Raw genomic sequence first — 24,526 nt, 5'->3', positions numbered from 1 at the left:
TGCGGACCAGAGGCGCGATTTATATTGGAGGCCATCGCAAGGGGCGGCTCGTGTGGTGGGAGTGACGGCGAGTGCTTCCGATGCAAACCGCTTGCGAAACAGCTCCACATGGTGGAAGGAGTAGTCAGTGCTGCCTTGGGGGAACTTGTGGCGGTTGGTGTGGTGGAACGTTTGGAGTCGGCCCTTGCCGGGAAAGGTCGGCCAAAGGTCAGCTATCAAATTGCTCCGCAGTCGCTGGCGACTCTTGAGGGCCAACCATCTCCACATGCCTCTCACCCGGACCATCTGAAGCGGCTTTTTTCTGGAGCTGATATCCCGGCAGAAATATTGGGGCCGCAGCCGAAGTCCCAGAAGGAGAGGGCGATAGTTACCAGGCTTGGAAAGCCTGCGCCTCCGGGGGCTCGTAGTAGATTGAGCATCTGTAATCGATTGCTGCTGGGGGCGTTGCTCGCGAATGCCGATCAATTTGGTGTTGTGGCGGGCCTCAGCAACCTGGACCTGAGGCGACTGACAGGGCTCGACTCCGAGAGTTTGAGTCATCGACTGCGGCGTCTCAGGGGAGTTGGCTTGATCCGCAGCTACGTGCCAGGGGTGACGAGTTCGGTTTTTTGTACGAAGAAAGTCAACAGCACGTATTTCCTCAACCTAAATCATCCAGGCTATGGCTTGAGTGGAGAGGGGGCGGTTCTGGTGCACTGGCTGCCGCAGTCCAAAGTTCGGAATGATGCTTTCGACGTGTTATTGCGGGATGTTCAGGGGTTTCGCCGTCCTCCAGCGCTGAATCGCGCAAAGACGCCCAAGGAGGTTCTTCACTTTCTAGCTCGTGAGCGGCGACCTGTTTTCAATGTCTTGCGGCTCATGCTCTATCGATGCGCGTCCGAATTGCTCTCGCGCCACTGGTTTGATCTGGCCCGTGATGGTTCTGGAGATTATGACTGGCTACGCGATCGGATTGAGGCAGACCTGCAGCCTCCGCTCGGCTTTGGGGCAGGAGAGGTTCAGCCTGATCGGGCGTGGGGGGAAATCCTCCGCCATTTCTGCAAGCTGGTAGTGGGGATTGCTCAGACCTACAGAGCGAGATTTGGTGCGGCGAATTGGATTGGGTTTGACTCGGTTGGGCTCTGCATTTTGCCAGTGTTGGAGGGCGAAGGAGACGAAATCATGGTGCTGCTCCTGCAGCCACGGCCGGTGGAGATTTCCACATGCGCAATTCTGAGAGAGTCTCACCGTGGTGAGTTGGCCCTCGAGAGCTGGGGGGAAGAGTCGGAAATGCCGCTGGAGTATCGCTTCGGTTGCGGGTTGTTGACACCCCCAGCGAGACGGATACTGAAAAGCTAAGTCATTTTTTACCGCACCTGCAGATCCTCTGAGCCATACAGAGGAGCCCGCTCATGAGAATCATCCGCCTGAAAGAAGTCATCGATTCGACCGGTCTGGCACGGTCAACCATCTACAAGTACATCGGGGAAGGCCGGTTCGTCGCCCCAGTCTCGTTAGGTGATAGAACAATTGGATTTGTCGAAAGCGAGGTCCAAGATTGGATCCTGGCCAGGATCGAGGAGCGTGATCTGGCCGCGAGCGCGTGACCCAGCAAACCATGGCGAGTAAGTCTTTCCATCCAGCATAAACACCATGACCAGCTTGTTGTTGGTCATGGTGTTTATGCCGACTGGTGGTCATCAGCTCTCAGCTAACTCCCACAGACGATGGATTGACAAATTCCCCGGCTGGTTTGGTAATGTTGATCTTCATTGCCCTGTCAGGTCGGGAGCGTTCACTTGAGTCGGAGCTGCATCTATTTATATAGCAATAGATAGCTATAGCTCCTAGGTAGACATTCACGACCCAATCTACTCGCCATGAAGCACTCATCGACGATCTATGAATAATCTCCCTATGGTCCAGTCATCGCTGGTTATCAAGGGAGTAGGTTACCGGTTATAAATTGCACAGTCGGTATCTGGTATGTGAACAACCAACCAGGTACTCAACCATGAGCCATAGCAACCCCTATACCAGTCTCCCCCAATCCGATATCGCCATCCAGATTGAGAGACTCGTCAAGTCCATCGAGCGGCACGACACTCCAGCATTCCGGCTGCCAGGCGCACGCTCAAGGAGCCAGCAGATTGAATCGACCTGGCTTTCCAGGTACTTCAAGCACATCCGGCAAATGATGGACCTGTTCGATGATCGCTGCGCATACCAATACAGTGCGCACCTGCAAGCGTTCTGGGACGCCTGTCAGGACATTGGGCTGGAGCGGAGTCCTACCGGGCCTGTGTGCTTGAACGAGAGCGCTACAGCCTACCTGGACCATCATCGCAGCATGAACGTACTCGTCGAGCGCATCCGTCAGCTAACAGGTGAGCTATGGTATCGCCGAGAGAAGAGAGATCGTCGCGATTTGGCCAGGCAGCAGGCGGACCGTGTCTGTGATTACTCCGACGCGATGCTGGATCGCTACTCGCGGACCCTGATCATTCGGGTCAATCTGTATTACCACCAACAGGTCCAAGTTAGGCAGCGGGTCGAGCACGTATTCGACGATCTCGACCGGTTGCTAGCTGAGCGTGAGCGTAACCCGATATATGACCACCTCATTGGCTATATCAGCGCAGTGGAGCAGGGGGAGGATTGTGGCTACCACCTTCATGCCGCTTTCTTCTTCAATGGCAACCAGGTACGCGGGGACGTCTACAAGGCCCAGCAGATTGGTGAGTTGTGGGAGCGTATTACTCGAGGGCAGGGCTACTACCACAGCTGCAACCACGACAAGGAAAAGTACAAGGACGAAGACAGCGGAAAGGGCAAAGCCAAAGACAAAGACGAGAAAAAGCGCGGGCTGGGTATTGGCATGATCTTTAAGAACGACCAGGCGATTCGTGCCCATGTCCACTATGCGATGGTTTACTTGGTCAAGGATGCTCAGCACCTGCGGGTGAAGCCGCTCCGGAGTAAATGCCTGCGAATGGGGCTGGTAGGCAGCTAGCCCGTCACTGATAGAACCGTGGCTGCAGTTCATCCAGATTCGCTACCACGATCTGCTGCGCTGTAGCTTTTGCGTGCGCCCTAGTCGGATCAATTTGGTCGCGTTGCAGCACGTATTACACAAACGCACCACAAGTATTGATCACAAGCTGGCCGACACTCATGCCAACGTCAGTGTCGAGGATGGCTGTCTGCTCGCCTGTTACTCGCACAGCTGCAATCACGACAAGGGTCAATATAGCGACAAGTGTGGTATCGGTCGCATCCAGAGGGACGATCGAGCAATTCGGCTTAATACCGATGAGGCTATGATGCACCTGGTCAAGGATGATCAGCACTTGCGTCTTAGGCCGGAGGGGGCTCGCTGCCTGCGTAGGGGCACTCTGAGTCGTCTTCGTCGATGCTGAGGGGATAAGCCCGTTACAGGCGCCTGAGCTGTTACTAAGTCCATTTGGAGTCTTACGAGAGCTCGGCATCAATCGCGAGGGGCGCTTCGAGTGCTGCTTGGGGAGCTGGTCCATTAGGCTAGCGATTCATCCCAATCTCCGCCTCTACTCTATAGATCACTCCCCGCAGCAGGCGCTTTTCACTTTCGCTGTTTGGTGTATCTAATAGCTGAGATAGCCGGTCTTGAGCTTTGCGCAAAATCTTTCTTTCTGCCCGTTCTGTTTCGCGAGCGAGACCGTCCAGGTCAATCAGCAGCGCTTGTATCTCGCCGGTACTCATTGCCGCACTTCAGCCAGGCAGCGGCTGCGCAAAGCATAATCTTGGATGGCATAGCATCGACCGGGGCAATCGTGGGCGAGTGCCAGGCAATAGGTTCTGGCATCCGCTTCTGCCATGTTGTAGCAACTGGATGCGTCAGCGGCGTTTGCTGCTGACGTGAATCAAAGCAGCAAGCTTGCAAAATAGCGACTGATCATGGATACGGCTCCTATGGTTTGATCCTGTACAAGAAGTTGAGCTCAGGTGGTTTGGGAGAAAAGTTGGTCGAGGCTGCCGCAAGGCGGTAAGAGGATTCGCTTGGTATGCAAGCAGAAAGGCAGAACCCACAAGCGCATCCCTGGTGACTTGGGAAAGTCAAATACTGCCAGGGGCTGGCTGAAGGTTTCTGTTTTTGGATAGATCAGAACCACATCACCGTCTCCGTCGAGATAGCTCTGGCCGTAAGCTTGCAACTGGTAGAAATCGCTTTGATCTAGTCCGTACTTTTCCTTGCTGTTGGCTTTCTTTGCATCGACCAGCTTCCACTTGGTGTCGAGTACCAAGCGGTTGGTTTTGGCTGCCTGTACCAGGAGGTCAGGCTTGAGCTGAAACCAGTCCTGCTCCTTATGCCGGACAAGCCTTAGGCTTCGTGTTTGAAGGCGCAGGTCGAGGCTTGGGTTGAGTTGACGGGCAAGGTGTTTGGCGACAAAGGCTTCAAAGACCGCCTCCATTGGGAACAGCAGGGACGGTGCGGGATGTTGGCCCGTGCCAGTGAGCGGTGACTCGTCCTGAAGGATCAGGCGCGCCCAAGCCAATGCTGCATCGTAATGCGCCATGCCGCGATCTGGCCGAACCCTCGCAAAATCCGCGTTGCTTTGGTCTGATGTAGGAATGTCGGCGAACACGAAACACAGCTCTCGTGCTAGTTGCTGGCTTGCCTGTGAGGCAGTCCATGTCAGCGCACGCCTGAGGGCTGCGTGCAGTAGGCGGTTTTCCGGTCGGTTGAGGGAAAACTCGTCGAACTCGGTATAGAACCGGTCGCGGCGGCATAGGTTGAGGCGCAGGTGCTGAGCCATGTGTAGCTTGCCGCGCAGGGTAAACAGGTTGTCTTGTTGTGCAAGGTAATCACTGCGTAGGCCGCGCTTGACGGTGTGATCCACAGCCCGCAAGAATTCGCCGATAAATACCTCCAGCAGCGGCATGCGGCGGGCTAGTAATTGGGCGCTGCTGGTCTGTATGTGGCGGAAGGAGCCTAGGCAGCGCAGCATCTCGATTAGGAGATGCCGTGCATCTTCTTCACCATTCGTTTTGCCTAGGGTCACCAGCCAATGCTGCCAGTTCGGCTAAATCTGTGCCGAAGAACGGCTTGAGCAAAGTGCTCTCGAACTCCGGCAGGTCGTGAGCAGGCACTTGTTTGAAGGTCGAGCGGTAGTTGGGCGTCCAGCCTTTCTGGCCGCCTTGGTAGCCACCGAGCTTGATGCTCCGCTTCAATATTCTGTAGCGGCGTTGGAGCCAGCCTTCATCTTTGGCGCAGGGGGCCGGATCAGAGATGAACTGGCCGACCAGAGGAAGGCTTTCATTACCGTGGCACAAGTAGAACAGGCTTCCGATGGGCGCTTTCTGGAACTCCTTGCCCTGACCTTTAGCGGTATCACTGTGCATTACACCCAGTTCGTCCAGAAGGTACTGCTTGCGCTCTTCGGCGGGAAAGTCGCTTAGACCGTGTGAGAGCTTCCAGATTGCCAGATTTTTTTGGCTCCATGCCTCCCATACTTGTCGCCCGAACTCCAGAATACCAACGCCTTCAGGGCGCTTAGCGAGCGTCGCTTTCTGCAACGTTGCCATGCTCTGGCTGGAGGTGCCACCAACGAATACTGCCAGTGGCGCGCGCTTGAAAATGGCTACGATCACGGGCGTCTGCCGGTTCTGGTAGTGAAAAGCGATCTTCCACTTAAAGGCTTCGCCCAGATGCTCGAAAGACTCGATGGCTTCCAGATCGCCCGTGGCGGCCCAGCCCGCTACCTGCGCCACAAAACTGCGGACTTTTTCAAAGGCAGCTTCGGCCGATGTAGCTAGCGATGAGTACCAGCCGTGTGTTTCTGAATAGGAGAGTTTGGCGTCGGAGTTTTTGTTTTCACTGTCTTTACGTGAGAACACGCCAAATTTGAACGACGAGCCGCCCCAGATGCTACCCAGCTCATCGAGCCGAGATTCGATCCAGTAGGTGAAGCTTTCCTTCGATCCGGCCTGGCTGTATTCGTCCAACGTCATGGTGGCCAGTCGGGAGGCCGGCCAGGCCGACAGAAACTCATCCCACAGGGCGTATTTTTTTTGGAGGTCACTCATCGTGTTCGCGCCTTACATCTGCGACTACGAATGGTCAGGTCATCGCGCGCTGCTTTTCGCGCGACGGAAAAGAAGCTGAAATTGGTAAGTAGCCACATGTTGCGATCCCTCCCTGGAGTGGTGGGTCGAGCAGTGTGATGCTCGACGATTGCGCTAGGCTATTACGAATCAAAATGATCTGTAAATGATGCTTTCATGATTTTTAATTGCGGGTGTTGTGATCGCAATTTATGCTGTTCTCGCTTTCACTACGACTAGTCCAATCATGACCACTGAAGCTCTATCGCAGCTAACGCATGCCCAACGCGACCGCTTGGCCTATCTGGAGTTACGCCTGCGATTCGTTGGAGAGATTGGTCGGCACGACTTAATTGAGCGTTTCGGTATTCAAACGGCTGCCGCCACTCGCGATCTTGCTACCTATCGTGAGCTGGCAGGAAACAACCTGGCGTATGACCGCAGCAGCAAAATCTACACGCCGACCAAAGAGTTTCGGCCGATCTTCACCTTTTCTGCTGACCGGGTACTGGCCTGGTTGGCAGAGGGGTTTGGGGATGGCGAGCCGGCAAACAGTGCGCCGGGAATCTCCTGCGTGACGTCTGGGCGGCTTATCCAGCCGGATATGGACACGCTGGGTATGGTGACGCGCGCCATCTACCATCGCTGCCCTCTGCGAGTGGAGTATTACTCCCTGTCTAGCGGCAAGACCCAGAGAGAAATTGTCCCATTTGCCCTTATTGATGCGGGGCTGCGCTGGCATGTGCGCGGCTACGACCGCAAGCGCGGTGCATTTCGGGATTTTGTGATTACCCGCATCAAGCGGCCAAAGCTGCTGACGGAGTCTTCTGTCGCTGAACACGAACAACCAGAACAGGATGTCCAGTGGAGCCGAATACTGGAGGTCGAGCTGGTACCTCACCCGGATCAACCGCACCCAGACATCACGGCCATGGACTACGGCATGAGCGGTGGGGCCTTGCGTTTACGCCTGCGCGGTGCCACTGCCGGCTATGTGCTGCGCAAATGGAGTGTCGACTGCTCGTCTGATCATCGGCTGCGTGATTCGGAATACCGCCTTTGGCTGAAAGACCCGTTGCTGCTCTACGGAGTGGAAACGGCGGTGCTGGCTCCGGGTTACCGAACAGGGTGAGCAAGTAATTACACAGGCAGTGATTAATCACCCTTGGCTCCGTTGCCTCTGATGGCCGGGGTAAGGTCGTTAGGTTCTCTTAGCCTGCCATTGCAGGAAGGCCTCAAGTTAAAAGGATTTGTTTTCCCAATGATCTACAGCCCCTATCAAGCCAAATATTTTGCTCATTTCTTAACGCGTGAAGGCATCGGTGCCGATGAGTCTTTGACTCAGTCCTTGTCTTCGGCACGTGTGGATCTGAACCCACATCAGGTTGATGCGGCTATGTTTGCCTTGCGTTCGCCGTTATCCAAAGGTGTGCTGCTGGCTGATGAAGTAGGGCTTGGCAAAACCATCGAGGCGGCGTTAGTGCTCAGCCAGCGTTGGTGGGAGCAGCGCCGAAACCTTCTGTTGATTGTGCCAGCCTCTCTTCGCAAGCAGTGGGCCACGGAGCTCCGTGAAAAGTTCTCATTGCCCTCGACCATCCTTGATGCTAAACGCCTTAAAGACTTGGCGGCCAGCGAGCGACCCAATCCCATTGGGCGTAAGGAAGGCATCATCATCGTTTCTTACGAATATGCTGCTCGTATCGCCCATCAGCTGCAAAAGGTTGCTTGGGATCTGGTCGTGTTTGATGAGGCGCACAAGCTGCGTAACGTCTTTAAGGCTGCCAACAATTCCCGAGCAGCGGTCCTGCGCGATGCCTTACAGGGTTGTCAGAAACTTTTGCTTACGGCAACGCCGTTGCAGAACAACCTGATGGAGCTCTATGGCCTAGTTACGATCATTGATGAGGCTTACTTTGGTTCGGAACAGGCCTTTAAGGCCGAGTTCGGCGGCAAGGGTAATCTTGCTGCTATGACCTTACTGCAGCATCGTTTGGAGCCCATCTGCAAACGCACCTTGCGTCGTCAAGTCCAAAAGGCTGGATTGATCAACTACACCAACCGCTTGCCGAAAACCTTTGATTTTACTCCCAGCAAACTTGAGCTGGATCTGTACGAGTCAGTGTCGGCGTACCTGCAAAACCCAGACACCATTGCCCTAGGTAAAAATGGCCGTCACCTGGTTACCTTGTCCCTGCGTAAGATCCTTGGTTCATCCTCATTTGCCATTGCCAAAACCTTAGACAAGATGGTCAACCGTCTGCAAGCCAAGTTAGTGGTTGATGACGATACCCTGGATGATCTCGATGGTTTTGCCGAAGATGCAGAGGATTGGCGTGATGCTGATTCTATAGCCGCAACTGAAGCGGATGCAGTCGAAGACCATACGGATGATGATATTGATGAGGTTGATCCGAAAAAACTGCAGGCCGAGATCGCCGAGCTGACTCATTACCGGGATATCGCCATCTCAATTAACGACAACGCCAAAGGGCGAGCGCTCTTGGAGTGCTTGCCCATCGTTATGGCTGAGATGGAAGCCAAAGGCGGTCAGCACAAGGCCGTGGTATTTACCGAGTCCGTACGCACTCAAGCCTATCTGCGTGATCTTTTGGAGCAAAACGGCTGTGCCGGCCAGACTGTGATCCTGAACGGCTCAAACTCCGACAAAGACAGCGCAGCCCTATACAAAGCATGGCTTGCGAAAAATAAAGGCACTGAGGTTGCCTCAGGCTCTAAAACTGCCGATATGAAAGCGGCCATTGTCGATGCTTTCAAACATGAGCGCTCCATCCTCATTTCCACGGAATCCGGTGCCGAGGGTATCAACCTGCAGTTCTGCTCGCTGCTAATCAACTATGACCTGCCCTGGAATCCCCAGCGGATTGAACAGCGTATTGGCCGTTGCCACCGCTACGGGCAAAAGATCGACGTCACTGTCATCAACTTTCTCAATCGCAAGAACCAGGCGGAGGAACGCATTCACCAGCTCTTAGAGCAGAAGTTCAAGCTCTTCGAGGGCGTATTTGGATCATCTGATGAAGTGTTGGGTGCCATTGAGTCTGGTGTAGATATCGAACGGCGCATTTTGGAGATCGTCCAGACCTGCCGCTCGAATGATGAAATCAATGAGGCCTTCGATCGCCTGCAAGAAGAGTTCAGTGTCGAGATTGATGCGGCCAAACAGGATGCACGCAACAAAATCTTGGCCGAGATGGACGAAAAGGTTATTGAGCGCCTGATGAGCCGCAAGGAGGGCGTTCATGCCGCCCTTGGCGACTTTCGTAGGGCTCTGGTGACCCTTGCTCGCGCTGAACTGCCCGAGGCTCATTTTCATCTAGATCATGCCGAACGTTTTGATTATCAAGGCAACACCTGGTCTACCGAATGGCCTGAGGCAGAAGATAACGGCTGGCGCTTCTTCCGCTTGGGCGACGGAGGTTTAGCTGATCAACTGGTGACGCAGGCCAAAGCGCGATCAACTCCCATGGCCGCGCTTGAATTTGACTACAGCGCCTATGCTGGCAATCTGGGGGATGTGGCCAGCTTGCGTGGCCAATCAGGTTGGATGCGACTCGCGCGTCTGTCGCTGCAAACTCCCGCTCGTATTTGGGATGAGCTGATCTGTGCAGCCTTCACCGATGACGGCAGCGTGCTTGACCCGAGTACCTCCGAACGCTTGCTGCACATTCCTGCCCGAGAGCTTGGCGCACCTATGGGGCAGTCTCCTGAGGCTGAATTGGCGGGCGTTACTGAGGTGCGGCAAACGGCCCTTGTCGGGCATGCGCAAGAGCGTTTGGGCGAGTTTCTCAACGAGGAAGAAGACCGCCTTGATGCGTGGCGTAATGACGCCCGGGTGGCCTATGACCAGCAAATTAAAGAGCTGACTAAGCAGGCCAATGAAAAGAACAAACTCGCCCGTGCAACCGCTAATCTGGCCGCCAAGCTTGAGCTACAGCACGAAGCTAAAGCCTTAAAGCGCCAGGTGGATGAGCTACAACATCAGCTCTATACCCGCCTGCGTGAGATCGATAGTGAGCGCGAAACCATGTTAGATGCCATTGCCGAACAACTTAACTTAACGCCACAGGTGGATCACCTGTTTACGATTCGATGGAGCCTGATCTAATGGCCGGTAAAACCAAACTTGAACTGACCTGGATTGGTAAAGACGAACGTCCGCGCCTTGAGCCGCGCATTCTGATTGAAGAACCCGAATTTTCCCATCACGCCGAAACACGGCGTGAGGGTGATCATTTCGACAATAGGCTGATACATGGTGACAATCTTCTGGCGCTCAAAGCGCTAGAGACGGATCCGAATGTGCGCGGCAAGGTGAAATGTATCTTTATCGATCCGCCATACAACACGGGATCCGCATTCGAGCACTACGATGATGGGCTCGAACACTCATTGTGGCTAACTATGATGCGAGATAGGTTGTCCATTCTATGGGATTTATTGTCAGATGATGGCTCGCTTTGGATAACAATCGATGACAACGAAGCGCATTATTTGAAGGTTTTGTGCGATGAGTTGTTTGGAAGGAAGCGGTTTCTAACGAGTATTGCATGGCAAAAAGTCTTTGCAAAAAAAAATAAGGCGATAATTTCTGGTAGTCATGACCATATATTAGTCTATCTCAAGGACCCGCTTAAGTTTCGTCGGAATTTGTTGCCGCGGGAAGGTGCGTCTGCTGATGCATTTAAAAATCCCGATTGCGATGAGAGAGGGGCGTGGCAGAGTGTTTCATATACCGTTCAATCGGAAGATTCGGATAAACGCAAAGCCTACAGATATCCCATTAAGCTCCCTTCGGGCCGTGAGGTTTATCCACCACAGGGCCGACATTGGAACGGCCTCCCTGAGCGGACAGAAGAGCTACGCAGAGATAATAGGCTGTGGTTTGGGAAAAGCGGTGATAACGCACCTAGATTAAAAGTTTTCAGAAACGAAGTCCAAGACGGCATTGTGCCTAGTACTTGGTGGACTCACGATTTCGCGGGAAGCAATCAAGACAGTAAGAAGGAGGTACTTGCGCTCCTTCCCGATGCTGAGCCGTTTGGCACTCCTAAACCTGAACGGCTTATTTCAAAAATTATTCAGATTGCCACCAACACCGGTGACATCGTACTCGATTCTTTTGCAGGCTCTGGAACCACCGGCGCAGTCGCCCATAAAATGGGCCGCCGCTGGATTATGGTCGAGCTGGGCGAGCACGCTAAAACCCATATCGTGCCGCGCATGCAGAAGGCTATCGATGGCACCGATAAAGGCGGCGTGACTGAGGCTGTAAATTGGCAAGGCGGCGGTGGCTATCGCTTCTTTAAGCTCGCGCCTTCGCTGTTGCAAAAAGACAAATGGGGCAATCTGGTTATCAATAAGGATTACCGGCCAGAAATGCTGGCCGAGGCTATGTGTAAACATTTCAATTACACCTACGCGCCATCCTCCGAAAATTATTGGCTGCACGGTAAGGCCACAGAAAACGCCTTTATCTACGTGACTACCAACAGTTTGACCTTTGATCAGCTTAAGGCGCTGTCTGATGAGGTGGGTGAAGAGCGCAGTCTTTTGGTTTGCTGTATGGCCTATGAGGCCGCAGGCGATACCTTAATGAACCTAACCATTAAGAAAATACCCCGTGTGGTGCTCGATAGCTGCGAGTGGGGTAGGGACGATTATTCCTTAAAAATCGAAGCCTTGCCCCTGCAAGACGAAGAGCCCGAAGAAGCAGAAGCCACGCCGGACAAATCCAAAAAAATCAAAACGTCGGTAGCACAGACCAGCCTATTCGATGGCCCTGAGGAAAATTGAGATGACTGAACTAAACAAGGATCGTGTAGTTTCCCAAATTAGTCAGCGCCTCTCGTTACGTAAGCCTCAGGCAGAGGCGCTTCGGCGCCTCGATACCATCGTCGAGCTCATTGATCCGAAAAAAGGCACTGATGTAGATGCCGCCAGGGAGCAAGTACGTCAGGTATTCAGTGAGGTCGCTGATGCGGACTTTGCAGATTTCGAACGCGACTTTCCATCGGTTTGTTTCTCCGTTGCCACCGGCGTCGGCAAGACCCGCTTAATGGGCGCGTTCATCAGCTATTTGCACATGATCGGCAAGAGCCGGAACTTCTTCATTCTGGCACCAAACCTGACGATCTATGAGAAGCTGCTGTTCGATTTTGATCCGCGCAGCCCTAAATATGTGTTCAAGGGCATTGAAGCCTTTGCCCATAACCCGCCTTTGATTGTTAACGCTGAAAACTATGAGGAAGGTCGTGGTGTGCGCGGCGCGGATCTATTTGGCCGCGAAAGTGTGATCATCAATATCTTCAACATTTCGAAGATTAACTCCGAGGTACGAGGCGGGGCTGCTCCTCGTATCAAACGCCTGCAGGAGTACATTGGCGACAGCTATTTTTCGTACCTGTCTGAGCTTGAGGACTTGGTTCTGCTGATGGATGAAGCGCACCGTTATCGCGGTAGCGCTGGACTTAAAGCTATTGCCGAGTTGCAGCCGATTATGGGCCTTGAGGTGACGGCGACGCCGAAAACTACGGGTAGTAAGCCCCAGCCATTTAAAAACGTGGTTTACCGCTACAATCTGCCTGATGCGATGGAGGACGGTTATGTGAAGGAACCTGCCGTTGGTACTCGGGCGAACTTTAATCCGAAGTCAGTTGATGCCGATGCGCTGGAACGCATCATGCTTGAGGACGGAATTAACTACCACGAGCATGTCAAGGTGGCGCTGGAAACCTACGCCAAAAACTACGATAAGCCGATAGTACGACCGTTTATGCTGGTGGTGACCAAGGACACCACGCACGCCTCCGAGGTAAAACAGTTTGTGGAGTCAGACGGATTTTTCGGTGGCCGTTACAAAGGTCGTGTCATCGAGATTCACTCAAAAACTTCTGGGGAAGAGAGTGACGAGAATGCGCAGCGCTTGCTGAACATCGAAAAAAGCGGCGATACCGACATCGTTATTCACGTTAACAAACTCAAAGAAGGCTGGGACGTTACTAACCTGTTCACCATTGTTCCATTGCGTGCCTCAGCTTCCGATATTCTGACCGAGCAAACTTTGGGGCGTGGTCTGCGTTTACCTTATGGCAAACGCACGGGGGTGGCTGAAGTCGATCAGCTCACCGTGATTGCCCACGACCGCTTCAATGAACTGATTGAGTTGGCCAAAACGGAAAACGGTGTTACCAAGAAACTCAAACAGGTGTTTATTGGTGAGGACGGTGACGTTACCTCAACGAAGCCTGAGGTCGTCACTACGCCAAATGTGGTGCAGCACTTGGTGCAATCCATGCTGCCGAAAGCAGAAGGTAGTGAAAAAAGCACTGCCTACCAAATTCCTGCATCCTCGAGCCCTGTCGGTGTGGCAGAGACACCAGCGCCTTTTATTTTGCAAACAGCGCAAGAAGTGGAAGTGGCCGAGAAGACCCTTCAGATTGTGGTTCAGCAGACCGCTAAACAAGTAGGAAGCCTTGCGGATATCAATAAGCCGGAAGTGCAAGCCGCTATTGTTCAGGCCATTCAAGCGGAGCAAACACTGCAAGCTGAGATCTTCCCGGTTGAAACGCTGAAAATTGAAGCAATCGTGAAGTCGATTTGCAGTCAGTTCGTTGAGCGAATTATTGCCATTCCGGCATTGACCATCACACCGACCCAAAATGTGTCTTTTGGTTTTAAACCTTTCGCACTGGATCTTAAACACTGGAACCATCAACCACTCTCGAACGAGTTATTGATTCAGGTTTTACGCACAGAGAAAACGCAGTCCATTACCGGTGATGCCCATGATGAGCAGCAAGAGTGCCTAGAGAACTATATCGTTGCCAAACTCATGGACTTCCCAGAGATTGATTACGACTCGCACACCGAGGTGCTTTACCAGCTGGCTGGCCAAGTGGTTGCTCACTATCAAGCCAAATACGATAAACTCGAAGAGTTGCGTAGTGTGCTGCAAGGCCACTCTCGACAAATGGCCGATGCCATATTTGCGGACATGAAGAAAAATATGTGGCGCGGGAAAACCAATTACCGCGTTACCGTGAGTGCGGCCTTCCAAGAATTGCGTCCACAAACTTTCGAGAATGCGGGCAGCCAATATTCATTGGACTTCCGCCAAGCACCACCAAAGTTGAACGAGATCAAGCGTTATATTTTTAGCGGTTTCAGTAAGTCCTGCTATCCACTGGCTAAATTTGATTCAGATACGGAACGTAAACTGAGCGAAATTTTAGAAAAAGAAAACGGCGTTAAGCTGTGGATGAAACCCGGCCCCAACCAATTCAAGCTGTATGACTCAGATGGTTTGCCTTACCAGCCGGATTTTGTGGTTGAAATGCAAGACCGCATTTTAATTATTGAAACCAAGCGCGCGGATGAAATTAACGATGCGGTGGTATTGCGCAAAGCAGAAACCGCGGCGCTTTGGGCACATATCGCCACTGAGTTCCATGCGAAGAAAACTGGCGGTAAGCCGTGGTCTTATTTATTAGTGCCACATACGGACGTGGTCGGAAACTCTACGTTGGCAGGTCTTGCCGCAAAATACACGCGCCAAGCAGACTTTGAGCTTTTGACTCGCTATGAGCTATCTAACGAGCTGGATGTAGCTCTGCATACATAGGCAGCCACGCAAAAAGGGTAGCTTCGGCTACCCTTTTTTTTGCTGCTCATGGATGAGCCGTATTGCGTACTTTGCAGTAAATCCAACACGCCACAACCACGACCAGAATGAGTGGCGGAAATCGCACTATCAGAATCACCAGCAGCAACACTGTAAAGCAGCCCGCAAGGATGCCGGCAAATACGAATACTGCCGCAATGGTTCGCAGTAGTTGCTTCATTTGAGCTTCCTCACAGAACCCCAAGTTCTGCCATTGAATTGCAACCCTCACGTCCAACTACGATGTGGTCGAGCGTGCGCACCCCCACAAGACTCAAGGCCTCCTTTAACTTTTGGGTAAGTACACGATCTGCCTCACTGGGCTCGGGGTCACCGGAAGGATGGTTGTGTACCAGGATCATCGCTGCAGCGTTGTATTGCAGCGCAATCTTCACTACCTCTCTTGGGTAAACGCTGGCACTATCCAGCGTGCCTCTGAACAGTTCGTGAAAGCCCAGCACCTTGTGTTTGCTGTCTAGCATGAGTAAGGCAAAGACCTCATGTTCGTAATCTGCGAGAAGTGTTTGCAGGTGGCTGAATACCTCTTGGGGTGAAGTCAGAGCCCGCCCGCGACGCAAGCGCAGATTGGCCAATTGTCTGGCCATCAGCAGAATGTCGTCTTCGGTCACAGGGGATTCAACTTCATACGCGCCCGCCGTTTCGCTGGCTTTGAGTTTGTGTAATCTCATCTTCAGCTCCGTTGGCTGTTGGCCGTGTTAGTGGTTGAGTGATTGATGCTGGGCTTCGAGCTTCTCAGCCAAGCTGACCTTGTTGATGGTGACTAGGGTTGGTGTGGGCGCAGGCGGTGCAGTGCTTTCAGCGGTAAAGAACTCTTCAATCAAAGCGCCGCTATCTTCTTCGCTGTCCTCGAATGCACCGTTGGCAAAGCCACGTCGAGCTGCCTCATCCAATGCGTTCTGATCGAAGCCGGTGCTTAGCCGCTGTTCATCGAGATTGTTGGCAGCCTGCAGCGCCTCAGCCATGTTCATGCCACCGCGTACAGTCAGGTCGACATAGAAGATCGGCGTACCATGGCTCTGGCGAGTCGACTTTCCGCGTAGGCGCAATTCCAGCGGCAGGCATGCCAGCCGATTGCCGGAAATTGCCTGGAAGTAATGCAGCCGAGCGGCCAGGGTGCGGATGCTGTTAAATCCAGTGGTGCGGAACACGAAGCTGCCGAGCGGATCATCATCACCGATCAGCACGTTCAGCCGACCGTAGGGTTTACAAGCGCCACCTTTGGCCAGCGGGCAGGCATCCGGCGATGGGCAGGGCAACGACTGCATGCCGTCCTGGGTGACACGCTTGCAGGTCTCGCCATTGCCGACGCAAAGTGGCCTGCCAGACTGCCGGTCAAAGAGCGTGTAGTCAGCGCGGAAGTTCAGCTCAGGCTCGTTGAATAGCAGGCGTACCGGGATGCTGCGCAGTTTGTCCTGCTGACTTTTGCGCAGTTCCTCATTGAGCGGGTGCAGTAGCCAACCGTCCCTCCCTTGTACCTGCGAAGTAATGGTGAACTGATCATCTTTCTCCGGCAGGCGTTTGCCGTTCTTCTCGATAACCTTGCCGATGGAAATTCTGCCCAATACGGGCGGGGTTATTGCCAAACCTTTGAGCATGGTGATTCTCCTGAAAATGGAAAAGGCCAGCCACGCAGAGCGAACTGCATGGACTGGCCAAAGGGAGGGAGTGGTTGAAGTTGGTGAGAGTCAGCCGACCAGAAAGCGCCGCGCCCCGGTTTTTAGCAGCGGGTATTTGGCCTGCAGATGGGGCTTTTCCTTGAGTAGTTGCGGCACGTCGAGACCGATGCTGTTTTTGGCTTTGCGCCAGCTGATAAAGCCGTTGCTGAACTCAGCTCGGGTCGCTTCCCCCATGGCTTGCTGCAGCAACTGCTTGAGCTGGGCTTCGCGCGTTTCCTTCTCGCTGATGTACTGGCGTACAGCTTTGAGCTCCAGGTAGGCCGCTGCCAAACCGGCGCGGCCACTGAAATCGACGGTCTGGCCGTTGTCCTCTGGGTATAGAGCGCGCAGCGCCGTTTCAGCCGAAGCAGAGCCGTCGGCTGGCGGTGGCGTGTCGGTCTCGACGTAGTGCCAGAACTTACGCTCCAGCTCGATCAGGCGGGCAATCATCTGCTCGTCCCGTTCGATGCGGTGTATCTCCAGCGTCTGACCACCGAGCAATACCGCCACATCCGCCGCTTGCTTGCCGGTGACCGCGAGCTGGTGCATTACCTGCAGTTGCACATACTCGGGCACGCCCTCTTTCCAGAGGCGTGCGCCGTTTATGCCGGCTGTCTTGCATTCGAGGATCTGCACATCGTCAGGCGACCAGTTGCAGAGCGGTGTCCAGGGCGCGTTGCTTGATCTGCGCGCCTTGGCCGAACCAGGCCGAGTCCATGCGGTACTCGTTGCTGCGGGCGCGGCGCTCGTGATCGACAAACTCGGTCACGGCATTGAGCAGGCCCCATGCGGTGCCACGTGCCGAGTCGAGCTGACTGCCCCGACCACGACCCTCGTACAGTTCCTGGACCTTGCGCAGGGCACGCTCGTTGGGCAGAACCTCCGGCAGAGCACCGGTCGGATTGGTTTCGCACAGCACGTTCATGAAGAAGCCCAGTGCCTCATGCCACTGCACCTTGCGTTCTGCCAAGGCGCGCATGCGGTACATAAAGTCGTCCCATTGCGAGACGGCGATACCGAGCTGATTCTTTACCGCCTTGGGATCGAAGCGCGTGTTGTGCGGCACCTTGATCGCGCGGCTGGTGCCGTCTAAGGCGATGGTCAGTGTGTTATTGCACACCACCCGGACGGTGGTGGGTGTCGCGGTAGTTGCCAGGGTGCCGTCGCAGGAAGTTGCCAACAGCAGGTAGCCATTCACTTGGTCGTTACCCTTGAGCGCTGCACCTTGCCCGGTACGCGCCAGCGCCCAGAACTTGCGGCCACCTTTGAGCACGCCGGCTGTTTCCAGTTCGTAGCCAGAGACCTCGGTCAGGTCTCGGTAGAACTCCAAAACTTCCCTTGGCTGCACGGTGTGATAGCGATTGGAGACCACCGATAGCGGTGCCTTGGTGTCCGAGCGGAACAGTACCTTCTGTTCGGGGTACGAGTGAATAGAACCCAGATGAGCAATCGCATCTGCCTTGAAATGTACGGGGCTTTCCTGGATTTTCCAGTCCATGCCGGCTTCGCGTTGCCAGACCTCGATGGGTTGTTTCTGAGTGAGCTGATTGCCCAGGCCATGCCATGGGGCTGCGCCCGCGTAGGCCATTTCGACGAGATGAGCCATGGTTGAGATTCCTTTAGGTGCACGCCGGCATAAAGCGCTGAGCATGCTCAGTCCCGGTAATGATTGATGAGGTTATAAGCTAGGAGGTTGTTTGGATGTAGGCAGGTTGAAGCGATGACCACAGAGCAGGCAGAGGTTGTGGGCCAGGACGTGGCGGTCGAGCGATTCGCCCAGTTGCGCGCCGAGCGTGCAACCACCAACCCCACCGGCCAAGCCGCCGAGGATGGCACCCGATACGGAGCCGAGCATGATGCCGACAGGCCCGGCGATAGAGCCAATAAGCGCACCAGCCTGACCGCCAGTCAGTGCAGCACTTACGCCACGCGCAGCACCGCTCACGGTGCCGATGGCTGCGCCGATTTTCATGGCGTGATGGAAGGAGGCGACTTTGGGGGAGTGACAGCGAGGGCACTGCAATGACATGGGGCGAACCTCTTTGGTGGTGATGTCATTTCAGTTATGTAGGGCTGAGTTTTTTTTGATTCGAATGGCTGTGCTGAGAGCGACTTATCCAAGGTCGTAAGGGGCTGCAGTCGGCAGTGGATTTAATCCTAAGTTGCCTGTTGCGTGGGGCAGAATGCGACCAACAGCCGAGGGTCGTTAGTAGCAAGCACGTTGCTGGTTTTTCTTCGGGCGTTACCCCGGCAAAGCCATGTGGCTTATTGCAATCAACAACATGTAGGATCGATTGGGTGCCCTAGGCTTTTGTATAGGAGCGTATCCCCATATTTCGGTTGAGAGTCGCATCAATGCCAGAAGCAGCCCCAGCTTTCCCCGTATACGAAGGCATCACGCTTCGGTTTCTGGAACTCTGCCAGTTTCGTCGGCTGGGTAAGGTTCAGTTGGATATCGACAAGAAAACGACCATCCTGGTCGGCGCGAACAACAGTGGAAAGACCTCGGTCCTTGCCGCTCTGCGCCACTTCGTTGCGGACGGATCCCCATTCGGCGCCTTCGACATCAGCCTATCTCAGTGGCCAAAACTGCGAGCTCTTGGCAAAGCGTGGGAAGCACTGACCGAAGACCCATTAACAGTAGTCGGGCCTGAAGAACTCTGGAAAGAGCAGCTCCAGACACTTCTTGCGGCCATGCCGACGTTAGACCTCTGGTTCGATGCAGAGGTCGGAATGTATCACTATGTCGCGCCATTCCTTTCCAAGTTCAGCTGGAAAGGAGGTGCCGTCGGGGTTCGTTTACGATTGGAGCCAGCCGCCAGCGTTGATGAGCTCAAGCAGCTGGCCTGGGCGTATCACTCTGCGCGCTCGCCGGTAAAGGATATGGGGGCGGACTCGTTAGCGTGGCCCATTGACCTTCTTGATTTCTGGCTGCGTGAGCCATCGAAGCTCGGACAGGTTCGCGCATACAAGCTAGATGCAAATAACAACCCTATTGCGGGTTTCGCGGCCTATGCCACTCAGGCACTCGCTGCAGATGCCTGTCCAATTGAGCGTAAGCACCTGTCGAGATTGATGCGCGTTGACTTTGTCGCGGCCCAGCGTGGGCTCGGAAGCGAAGAGGCTGATTCACGGTCTGCCTCGGGGCCGCATCGGGTTGGCATGTTTTCAAACCAACTTCTCAAGTTTGCGCGACAGCACTTGAACGTTGCCAGCACCGGGCATGGCCAACGTGCTGACCTTATCAAGGCCGTGGCTGAGGCGCAAAGAGACTTAGACAAGAAGATTCACGAAGCCATCGCCGATTCTGTTGAGGAAGTGAGGGAGCTCGGCTATCCGGGTCTGAATGACCCACAAGAAATTCGCTTCCGTACGCGCATCCAGACGGCTGATCTGCTCGATCATGGAACCGCTGTTCAGTACAGCATGCAAAAGGAGTCATTCGAAGAGCTCCTTCCCGAATATTCCATCGGGCTCGGCTACCAGAATCTCCAGTCCCTCAGCTACCAACTGGTTTCCTTCAAAGCCGCCCGGCTCAAACCTGAAAAAGGCTCTCCTGCACCCGTTCACCTAGTGATGATTGAGGAGCCTGAGGCGCACCTCCATGTTCAGGTGCAGCGCATCTTCCCCGGTAAGGCGCACAAGCTCATCAGCCCGACAGAGAAAAACGCGTCAGCCCTCAAAAGCCAGCTACTCATTAGTACCCATTCGAGCCATCTTGCTCACGCGGAGAGCTTTGACCGGCTTCGATACGTTCGCCGCATCGCGAAGAGCGCGGCGAACCCCATGCCAACAACCGAAGTGGTCAATCTGGGGCAGGTCTTTGGTGATGACAAAAAGACCCGTCAGTTCGCGGAACGCTACTTCCGCGTTCAGCACACAGACTTGCTGTTTGCCAACGCAGCCATTTTCGTTGAAGGCGTTGCAGAGCGCATGTTGGTGCCGCTTTTCATTGAACGCGACTTCAAAACACTGAACAGCCGCTACGTGTCATTTCTGGATATCGGGGGGAGCCATGCTCACCGACTCAAGCCACTCGTCGAGAAGCTCCGGATTCCTACGGTCATCATTACCGACATCGACCCCTCCGAAGAAAAGGAAGGTAAGCCTAAGAAAAATGGTGAGCCGACTAAAAAGCTCGTCGCGGTTGCGAATACGGGGCAAGCTGGACTTTACTGCGGCAACCCGACTCTTCGCGGCTGGCATCCGAAGCTGCAGCAACTCGATGATTTGAAGAACCCGACTGACGCTCAATTGGTATGGAATGAGATCGCAGATTGCCTGGTGCGTTTCGCCTGGCAGTTGCCTGTCGCCGAAGCTGACGGCGGCTGGCCCAGCACGTTTGAAGACTCACTCGTCCTCACGAACGTGGCTTGGTTCAAGGGCCTGATGGATGAGAAATTCGATGAGAGTGGCGTGGAAATTGAAGCCCCGACAGGGGCACTTGGCTCTGTCTCAAAAAGGGCGGCTGAGGCTGGAAGCTTTCCAGAGCTGCTAGGTGCACTTCACACACTCATGCACAGTTCGTTCGATAAAGGGGACTTCGCCGCGAGTATCTTTGAAATGGTCTCGTCGGATGAGCCAGTCGTATGCCCAAAGTACATCGCGGATGCCCTGGCCTGGCTGCAGGCGCAGCTTGAGCCAAATCAGGAATCGATGGTATGAGCGCGATCCCTAACGTTGCCAACAACAACCGAGATGCCGGGGTTGTCGAAGAAATCTGCGGGTATCTCACGGAGGATCCTCCGCGCAGCTACTTCCTATTTGCCGGCGCGGGCTCTGGGAAAACACGTACGCTTGTAGAGGTGCTACGTCGGATGACGGGTGTCGTGGAGCACGAGAAAGGCAGCTGGTTTGCGCGGCACTTGAGGATGTACGGGCGCTCGATACGCGTGGTCACGTACACGAAGAACGCGGTCGCGGTCATTCGCGGGCGCCTCGGTGACAACGATTTGGTAGGGGTCTCCACTATCCACGCGTTTTGCTGGGAACTCATCAGCGGATTCAACGATGATATCCGCACGGCGCTCATCGCACTTAAGGAGGCTCAGTTCGAAAAGGAAACGGCGGAAGCGCTAGCAAAGCCGAGGGGAATCACGGCTGCAAAACAGCGGGACCTGGATGAAATCAAGGAGGACATAGAAGGGTTCAGGGGGGCGGATGTGTTCATTTACCATCCGGACCGAGAGACGTATGGTTCCGGTGCGCTTGCCCACAAGCATGTTCTCGACGCAACGGCCTGGCTCCTCAAGAACAGGCCTACGCTCCAGACTATCCTCAAAGACCGTCACCCTGTGGTACTCATCGATGAGTCGCAAGACACGATGAAGGGCATGTTGGATGCCTTGATGGGGCTTGCGGAGCCAAGGGGGAGTGGCCTGACTCTCGGACTGCTCGGCGACCATCGGCAGCGGATCTATACCGACGGGCATTCGGATCTTCCGAGTCTAGTTCCTCCGAACTGGGCGACGCCGGAACTGCAGATGAACCATCGCAGCCAGCGCCGAATTGTCACCCTCATCAACAGCATTTGGGAAGCGGAGCTCGCGGGTCGGACTCAACCTGCGAATGGCGTAGAACAGCATTCAAGAACCGAGAAGACGGGCGGGGTTGTCCGGCTCTACGTCGGTGACACGTCGCTTTCTCCAGAAAGTAAGGTTCTCGGTGAACGCTGGTGCGCAGACCAGATGCGGGAGGTGAGCGGGTCAGCCGCCTGGAGCCAAGGCGAGTACCAGTTGCTCGCATTGGAACACAAGCTCGTCGCAACGCGCGGCTCGTTTCTTGAAGCGTTTGGCGCCATGGCCCTGCTTGACCCGAATGCTGCCGCACCTACTGGAAGTGGCGAAAACAAGGGGCCTGCAGCAGTACAGGTTCTATTGAACGAACTTGCCCAGCTAGAGGCGTGCGTTGGTGCTGATGGCGCTGTTGATGAGTTCAAGGCCACAGAGGTTTTTCGGCGCTACGGCCGTCTCGATGACATGCCCGAGAACACTGAGGAGCGAGCAAGCCGCGTCGACGAAATGCTTCAAGCCATTGAAGTTTTCGCCGCAGCTTGTGCAAATCCGATTTCGACCGTGGAAGAGGTGCTTGAACCGGTCTTGAGAGCAAAGTTGTTTGAGGTTGATCACCGTATCTCGGCGGCATACGCAGACAAGTCGCCCCCACCTCCAGTGCCCGGTAGAGGCGAAGAGGAGTCCAAGCAGGACCGGATGCGCCGTGGCTGGTGTGCATTGTTCGATTCCCCTTGGAATCAGTTACAAAAGTACCGCACCTACCTCGCCGGGAATTCAGTGCTGGCCACCCATCAGGTCGTCAAGGGCTCTGAGTTTCTCCATGTCATGGTTGTGATGGACGACAAATTAGCTGGCGGCAACCAGATTTCCTACGACAAGATTTTTGGTGGTACGGAACTCAGTAAGACGGACAACGATAACGTAGGGAAAGGCAAAGAAACTACCATCGACCGTACTCTACGACTTTTGTACGTTACCTGTAGTCGTGCCCAGGAGTCGCTAGCTCTTGTGCTCTGGTCATCCGATCCTGCAGCAGCGCTAGCGCGAATTAAAGACAACGGCTGGTTCGCTGACGGGGAATTTGAAGCGATTCCGTAGACTGCTAACCGATGACATAAGTGTTTTCGAAGCGTCCTCCTCTCGGTGTAAGCGGTTACAGGCGGAAGATCGCTTGTGGCCGGTATTAGCCCTTGATCAGCGTATCGATACGACCTTTTTGTCCTGGCTTTCCCTGATAGCTGACACGGAGAGGTTGCCAGTGGCAGCCTCTTGGATGTGCTCGCTCCACCAGGCCATCATTGGCCGTCTGCGCTCGATATAGTCCGCCCGGTTATAGGCGCTGCGAACCTCGTCCTTGTCAACATGGGCAAGTGCCACCTCGATCAGTTCAGGGTCCCAGCCGCGCTCGTTGAGGATGGTGCTTGCCATTGAGCGCATGCCATGGCTAACCAGCCGGCCTTCGAAGCCCATGCGCTTTAGCGCCATGTTGGCGGTTTGGCTGTTGCAATGGGTCCGCGGATTCCGGTCCGCAGGGAACACGTATTCCCGGTGCCCGCTGTAGGGTTTAATTGCCTCCAAAAGCGCGAGTGCTTGATCAGTAAGCGGCACGATGTGTATACGTCGTTTCTTCATGCGTTCAGCAGGAATCGTCCAGATACGCTTTTCGAAGTCGATGTCGGCCCAGCGCGTGGTAGCAGCCTCTGCTGGGCGAGTCATAGTGTTGAGCTGCCATTCGATCAGACAGCGCGTAGTTCTTTTTATGCTGGCATTGGCAATTGCCACCATGAGCTCTTTCAGCTCATCGGGAGCAAGCGCCGCCATGTTCTTCTTTTTCGGTTTCTTGAAGACGGAACGAATCCCGCTAAGCGGGTTTGCGTGAATCAGTCCCGAGTTGACCCCGTGAATCATGATCTCGTTGAGTCGCTGACTCAGCCGCTTGACTGTTTCCAGGCTACCTTTGGTTTCAAGTGGTCGGAGTAAGTTAATGACCCGAGGGGCGCTGATGGCTGCAATCGGTGTGCTGGCCAAGTCGGGGAAAACGTGCAACGTCAACGAGCGCCAGATGTCCTCGGCATACGCTGGTGTCACTGCATCCTTCTTCAGTTCATACCAGGACGTCGCAACATTCTGAAATGTGTGCTCAGTTTCAGCTTGCTTTGCTTGCAGCACTGCATCTCGTTGATCTTTAGGATCGAGGCCTTGGGCAAGTGCTTCTCTCGCTGCAATGGAACCCTTTCGTGCCTGCGCTAACGAGACTTCAGGGAAGGTACCTAAGCCCATGTTGATCCGCTTCTTCGTCACGGGGTGTCGATAGTTGAAGTTCCATAGCTTGGAGCCATTGCTTCTCACTCGCATTTGAAGTCCGCCGCCATCAAATAGGACGTAGTCTTTTTCAGCAGGCTTGGCAGATTTGATTTTGAGTTCAGAGAGGCGAGTAGCTTGTGCGCACATTGGCATTCCAGAATTGATTTTGGCATTCCAAAAATTAGCACCTAAAGGCTTGGAATGCCATTTGGAATGCCAAAAGGCGTGGCTGCTCATGGACGTCAGTGGACCCCGGTAGCGCTGAAAGCCCCGGATTTACTGGATTTCAGGCA

18 protein-coding genes and 2 pseudogenes are annotated in these 24,526 nt (G+C 54.4%); 9 read left to right on the top strand and 11 right to left on the bottom strand.

Annotation, left to right across the window (positions count from 1 at the left end):
* The first annotated feature begins 108 nt into the window (after positions 1-108).
* The 3 genes from CKW25_RS19645 to CKW25_RS19635 all read left to right on the top strand — a co-directional run bounded on the left by CKW25_RS19645 (position 109) and on the right by CKW25_RS19635 (position 2,992).
* A complete protein-coding gene (locus CKW25_RS19645; protein ID WP_143497374.1) occupies positions 109-1,338 on the top strand; it encodes a hypothetical protein in 1,230 nt (409 codons plus the stop codon).
* 53 nt (positions 1,339-1,391) lie between these two features.
* Positions 1,392-1,586: an AlpA family transcriptional regulator gene (locus CKW25_RS19640; RefSeq protein ID WP_095081711.1), complete on the top strand. Its 195-nt coding sequence runs from the start codon at positions 1,392-1,394 to the stop codon at positions 1,584-1,586.
* A gap of 407 nt (positions 1,587-1,993) precedes the next feature.
* Positions 1,994-2,992, top strand: coding sequence for an inovirus-type Gp2 protein (locus CKW25_RS19635; protein ID WP_095081709.1), 999 nt, complete (start codon positions 1,994-1,996; stop codon positions 2,990-2,992).
* 4 nt (positions 2,993-2,996) lie between these two features.
* Here CKW25_RS19635 and CKW25_RS27410 read toward each other — a convergent pair.
* The 4 genes and pseudogenes from CKW25_RS27410 to CKW25_RS19610 form a co-directional block, all read right to left on the bottom strand.
* Positions 2,997-3,194: pseudogene (locus CKW25_RS27410) on the bottom strand (WYL domain-containing protein); the annotation flags it as partial.
* Positions 3,195-3,516: 322 nt separating this feature from the next.
* A complete protein-coding gene (locus CKW25_RS19620) occupies positions 3,517-3,717 on the bottom strand; it encodes a hypothetical protein (RefSeq protein WP_095081707.1) in 201 nt (66 codons plus the stop codon).
* Positions 3,718-3,956: 239 nt separating this feature from the next.
* On the bottom strand, positions 3,957-5,018 hold the full coding sequence (locus CKW25_RS19615) for an McrC family protein (RefSeq protein WP_256577994.1): 1,062 nt from the start codon (positions 5,016-5,018) through the stop codon (positions 3,957-3,959).
* A complete protein-coding gene (locus tag CKW25_RS19610; RefSeq protein WP_218192556.1) occupies positions 4,993-6,042 on the bottom strand; it encodes a hypothetical protein in 1,050 nt (349 codons plus the stop codon). The genes CKW25_RS19615 and CKW25_RS19610 overlap by 26 nt, the downstream gene beginning before the upstream one ends.
* Positions 6,043-6,307: 265 nt before the next feature.
* Between CKW25_RS19610 and CKW25_RS19605 the strand changes: the two genes are divergently transcribed.
* The 4 genes from CKW25_RS19605 (at position 6,308) to CKW25_RS19590 (ending at position 14,701) form a co-directional block, all read left to right on the top strand.
* Positions 6,308-7,192, top strand: a complete 885-nt coding sequence (locus CKW25_RS19605; RefSeq protein WP_095081798.1) for a WYL domain-containing protein — start codon at positions 6,308-6,310, stop codon at positions 7,190-7,192.
* A gap of 129 nt (positions 7,193-7,321) precedes the next feature.
* On the top strand, positions 7,322-10,186 hold the full coding sequence (locus CKW25_RS19600) for an SNF2-related protein (protein WP_095081705.1): 2,865 nt from the start codon (positions 7,322-7,324) through the stop codon (positions 10,184-10,186).
* Positions 10,186-11,874 (top strand): site-specific DNA-methyltransferase, encoded by a 1,689-nt coding sequence (locus tag CKW25_RS19595; RefSeq protein WP_095081703.1) that lies wholly within the window; start codon positions 10,186-10,188, stop codon positions 11,872-11,874. Before CKW25_RS19600 ends, CKW25_RS19595 begins: the two co-directional genes overlap by 1 nt.
* A gap of 1 nt (position 11,875) precedes the next feature.
* Positions 11,876-14,701, top strand: coding sequence for a DEAD/DEAH box helicase family protein (locus CKW25_RS19590; protein ID WP_095081701.1), 2,826 nt, complete (start codon positions 11,876-11,878; stop codon positions 14,699-14,701).
* Between the two features lie 46 nt (positions 14,702-14,747).
* Here CKW25_RS19590 and CKW25_RS26685 read toward each other — a convergent pair whose 3' ends face one another.
* The 6 genes and pseudogenes from CKW25_RS26685 to CKW25_RS27110 all read right to left on the bottom strand — a co-directional run bounded on the left by CKW25_RS26685 (position 14,748) and on the right by CKW25_RS27110 (position 18,445).
* On the bottom strand, positions 14,748-14,921 hold the full coding sequence (locus CKW25_RS26685) for a hypothetical protein (RefSeq protein WP_172736575.1): 174 nt from the start codon (positions 14,919-14,921) through the stop codon (positions 14,748-14,750).
* A 10-nt stretch (positions 14,922-14,931) separates the two neighbouring features.
* Complete coding sequence (gene radC, locus CKW25_RS19585) at positions 14,932-15,429, bottom strand: DNA repair protein RadC (RefSeq protein WP_095081699.1); 498 nt, start codon at positions 15,427-15,429, stop codon at positions 14,932-14,934.
* A gap of 27 nt (positions 15,430-15,456) precedes the next feature.
* On the bottom strand, positions 15,457-16,356 hold the full coding sequence (locus CKW25_RS19580) for a hydrolase or metal-binding protein (RefSeq protein ID WP_095081698.1): 900 nt from the start codon (positions 16,354-16,356) through the stop codon (positions 15,457-15,459).
* 90 nt (positions 16,357-16,446) lie between these two features.
* A pseudogene (locus CKW25_RS19575) lies at positions 16,447-17,058 on the bottom strand (YqaJ viral recombinase family protein); the annotation flags it as partial.
* Positions 17,057-18,022, bottom strand: coding sequence for a DUF932 domain-containing protein (locus tag CKW25_RS19570; protein WP_095081697.1), 966 nt, complete (start codon positions 18,020-18,022; stop codon positions 17,057-17,059). The gene CKW25_RS19570 and the pseudogene CKW25_RS19575, both read right to left, overlap by 2 nt.
* Positions 18,023-18,094: 72 nt before the next feature.
* Positions 18,095-18,445, bottom strand: coding sequence for a hypothetical protein (locus tag CKW25_RS27110; RefSeq protein WP_095081696.1), 351 nt, complete (start codon positions 18,443-18,445; stop codon positions 18,095-18,097).
* Between the two features lie 326 nt (positions 18,446-18,771).
* Here CKW25_RS27110 and CKW25_RS19560 point away from each other — a divergent pair, with 326 nt between their 5' ends.
* A complete protein-coding gene (locus tag CKW25_RS19560; RefSeq protein ID WP_095081695.1) occupies positions 18,772-21,081 on the top strand; it encodes an AAA family ATPase in 2,310 nt (769 codons plus the stop codon).
* Positions 21,078-23,027, top strand: a complete 1,950-nt coding sequence (locus tag CKW25_RS19555) for a UvrD-helicase domain-containing protein (protein WP_095081694.1) — start codon at positions 21,078-21,080, stop codon at positions 23,025-23,027. The genes CKW25_RS19560 and CKW25_RS19555 overlap by 4 nt, the downstream gene beginning before the upstream one ends.
* Before the next feature lie 96 nt (positions 23,028-23,123).
* Here the strand turns inward: CKW25_RS19555 and CKW25_RS19550 are convergent, their stop codons facing one another.
* Positions 23,124-24,380 carry an integrase domain-containing protein gene (locus CKW25_RS19550; RefSeq protein ID WP_095081693.1) on the bottom strand — a complete coding sequence of 419 codons (1,257 nt, stop codon included), beginning with the start codon at positions 24,378-24,380 and terminating at the stop codon, positions 23,124-23,126.
* Between the last annotated feature and the right edge of the window lie 146 nt (positions 24,381-24,526).

It is taken from the genome of Pseudomonas sp. Irchel s3h17 (assembly GCF_900187505.1).
In the GTDB taxonomy this organism is placed as follows: domain Bacteria; phylum Pseudomonadota; class Gammaproteobacteria; order Pseudomonadales; family Pseudomonadaceae; genus Aquipseudomonas.
This window is presented reverse-complemented; position numbering and strand designations above follow the sequence as displayed.

Coding starts and splice junctions, on each gene's coding strand:
- CKW25_RS19645 (WP_143497374.1), top strand. CDS start 109: ATGGTGGAAGGAGTAGTCAGTGCTGCCTTGGGGGAACTTGTGGCGGTT.
- CKW25_RS19640 (WP_095081711.1), top strand. CDS start 1,392: ATGAGAATCATCCGCCTGAAAGAAGTCATCGATTCGACCGGTCTGGCA.
- CKW25_RS19635 (WP_095081709.1), top strand. CDS start 1,994: ATGAGCCATAGCAACCCCTATACCAGTCTCCCCCAATCCGATATCGCC.
- CKW25_RS19620 (WP_095081707.1), bottom strand. CDS start 3,717: ATGAGTACCGGCGAGATACAAGCGCTGCTGATTGACCTGGACGGTCTC.
- CKW25_RS19610 (WP_218192556.1), bottom strand. CDS start 6,042: ATGAGTGACCTCCAAAAAAAATACGCCCTGTGGGATGAGTTTCTGTCG.
- CKW25_RS19605 (WP_095081798.1), top strand. CDS start 6,308: ATGACCACTGAAGCTCTATCGCAGCTAACGCATGCCCAACGCGACCGC.
- CKW25_RS19600 (WP_095081705.1), top strand. CDS start 7,322: ATGATCTACAGCCCCTATCAAGCCAAATATTTTGCTCATTTCTTAACG.
- CKW25_RS19595 (WP_095081703.1), top strand. CDS start 10,186: ATGGCCGGTAAAACCAAACTTGAACTGACCTGGATTGGTAAAGACGAA.
- CKW25_RS19590 (WP_095081701.1), top strand. CDS start 11,876: ATGACTGAACTAAACAAGGATCGTGTAGTTTCCCAAATTAGTCAGCGC.
- CKW25_RS26685 (WP_172736575.1), bottom strand. CDS start 14,921: ATGAAGCAACTACTGCGAACCATTGCGGCAGTATTCGTATTTGCCGGC.
- radC (WP_095081699.1), bottom strand. CDS start 15,429: ATGAGATTACACAAACTCAAAGCCAGCGAAACGGCGGGCGCGTATGAA.
- CKW25_RS19580 (WP_095081698.1), bottom strand. CDS start 16,356: ATGCTCAAAGGTTTGGCAATAACCCCGCCCGTATTGGGCAGAATTTCC.
- CKW25_RS19570 (WP_095081697.1), bottom strand. CDS start 18,022: ATGGCTCATCTCGTCGAAATGGCCTACGCGGGCGCAGCCCCATGGCAT.
- CKW25_RS27110 (WP_095081696.1), bottom strand. CDS start 18,445: ATGTCATTGCAGTGCCCTCGCTGTCACTCCCCCAAAGTCGCCTCCTTC.
- CKW25_RS19560 (WP_095081695.1), top strand. CDS start 18,772: ATGCCAGAAGCAGCCCCAGCTTTCCCCGTATACGAAGGCATCACGCTT.
- CKW25_RS19555 (WP_095081694.1), top strand. CDS start 21,078: ATGAGCGCGATCCCTAACGTTGCCAACAACAACCGAGATGCCGGGGTT.
- CKW25_RS19550 (WP_095081693.1), bottom strand. CDS start 24,380: ATGTGCGCACAAGCTACTCGCCTCTCTGAACTCAAAATCAAATCTGCC.